Annotated in this window: 1 protein-coding gene; it reads left to right on the forward strand. The window is 33.3% G+C overall.

Features of this window, described 5'->3' with window-relative positions; genetic code table 11:
* Positions 1–108: 108 nt before the first annotated feature.
* A complete protein-coding gene (locus tag LIR34_RS17680) occupies positions 109–285 on the forward strand; it encodes a helix-turn-helix domain-containing protein (protein WP_003864535.1) in 177 nt (58 codons plus the stop codon).
* Positions 286–384 lie beyond the last annotated feature (99 nt).

Consider the following 384-nt stretch of genomic DNA (forward strand, 5'->3'; position numbering starts at 1 on the left):
AAAAAAGTAAAAAAATTTGCTTTTGACCACTGTAAAACATGCTCTGAGCGTTTCGTTATATGAAGGGATAATTTTTCTTTCATATTTCAAAGAAAAGAGGATAAAGAAATGTCAGAAAAAAGATGTTATACAGTTCAAGAGTTACAGGAAATCTTAGGAGTCAGCAGACCTACTATTTATAACCTTTTAAAGAAAAAGGAATTCCGGTGGATCCAGTTGGATGGCGGAAAGTATCGCATCTCTAAGAAGAGTTTCGATGACTGGCTCGATAACTTGGAACAATAAAAAACAGGGTGTTGATCAGGCAGATTTTGTCTGCATCGACATCCTAAATTTTTATCTGGATTTGAGATATGATATAAGAAAAAACACTAACACTAAAAA

The organism is Blautia sp. MSK17_66, assembly GCF_020538025.1.
In the GTDB taxonomy this organism is placed as follows: domain Bacteria; phylum Bacillota; class Clostridia; order Lachnospirales; family Lachnospiraceae; genus Blautia_A.